Raw genomic sequence first — 1560 nt, forward strand, 5'->3', positions numbered from 1 at the left:
CTAGACAATATGAAGTGTGGTGGTTGCCTGAAGTAGGACTGGAACCCCGGGTTCAAAGAGATTCGTGGGTTGCCGGCCCACGGTCTGTTCCGCATTCTGGTGCGGGTGTGGACTGGTAGAGCCACATTTGAACGTCTGGAGGTTCCAGCCATGAACAAGCGTACCTACGTCGGTTTGGATGTCCATGCGCGCAGTGTCAAGGGTTGCGCGATCGACCGCGAAACCGGTGAAATTCTGCGCCAGAGCCTGGCCGCCAACGATGCCGGGATCGCCGAGTGGGTAGCCCGGTTACCAAGCCCGGTCCTGGTTGTCTATGAAGCAGGACCCACCGGATTCGGTCTTGCCCGGCTTCTGAATGCGGCAGGGATTGAATGCGTGGTCGCGGCGCCGTCGAAGCTCCAGCGCCCTCCCGGAGACCGGGTGAAAACCGATGCCCGGGATGCCGAACATCTCGCCCGGCTGGCCCTGCTCGGGCAAATCACCCCGGTGCGGGTCCCGGGCCCTTCCCAGGAGGCCGCCCGGGATCTGGTGCGTGCCCGCGAGGACGTGCGGGCGGATCTGATGAGAGCACGGCACCGGGTCTCCAAGCTTCTGCTGCGCCACGGCCTGGTCTACTCCGGCGGCCAGGCCTGGACCGACGCCCACCACACCTGGCTGCACCGGCAACATTTCGATGACCCTGCCCTGCAGGCCGCATACGAGGCCGGCCTGGAGATGGCGGAACTGACGCTGGACCGCAGAAATCGTTTGGATGCGAAGATCACCGCGATGGCGGCAACGGAACCGTATGCCCCGGTGGTGCGGGCCCTGATGTGCCTGCGCGGTGTCTCGGTGCTGACCGCTTTCGGGCTCGCGGTGGAGATCGGCGACTGGAACCGCTTCACCGGCTCCACCATCGGCGCGTATCTGGGCCTGGTCCCCTCGGAGCATTCCTCGGGTGCGTCCCGGTCCCAGGGCGCGATCACCAAGACCGGGAACACCCATGCCCGCCGTCTGCTGGTCGAGGCCGCCTGGCACCACCGCCGCCCGTACAACAATGCCAGTCGTGACATGCGCTCCCGCTGGGATGCAGCCGACGAAGCGTCCCGGGTCCGCGGCCACCAGGGAAACCACCGGCTGCACCACAAGTGGGAACAGTTCGAAACCCGTCACAAACGCCGGGTCATCGCCAACGTCGCCATCGCCCGGGAACTGGCCGGCTGGTGCTGGTCCCTGGCAGCCCCCGTCCAAAAGGAACACCCATGGACGGATGACTAGACGTACCGTTCCCGGCCCCGACCCCAAGGCCCGGCAGCGTGGAGGAGACCCGCGACACAACTATGGACAACCGGCTAACACCGGTGACGCCCGACATTCCTAGACCAGCGGCACCCCTCCAGCCGAACACCTCGTCCTGCGGTAACCAACCCGCGCATATCAGCCAGACAGCGCTCCCTCGTCGAACATGACGCGCCAGCCAACCGGACGACGCCGAAGAACGGATACGAAAAGAGCGGTCCAAGACAAACCAGCCCTGGACCGCTCACCCTTGCCCTATTGACAAGAACACCTACATATCAG

At 64.9% G+C, this 1560-nt stretch carries 1 protein-coding gene; it reads left to right on the forward strand.

The features are described from left to right. Positions 1-150 precede the first annotated feature (150 nt). The gene (locus AC1DRO_RS21145; protein ID WP_476944688.1) at positions 151-1257 is read left to right on the forward strand and encodes an IS110 family RNA-guided transposase; all 1107 of its coding nucleotides are present in this window, start codon (positions 151-153) and stop codon (positions 1255-1257) included. The last annotated feature ends 303 nt before the right edge of the window (positions 1258-1560 follow it).

It is taken from the genome of Arthrobacter sp. P4_F11, assembly GCF_056401395.1.

Coding starts and splice junctions, on each gene's coding strand:
- AC1DRO_RS21145 (WP_476944688.1), top strand. CDS start 151: ATGAACAAGCGTACCTACGTCGGTTTGGATGTCCATGCGCGCAGTGTC.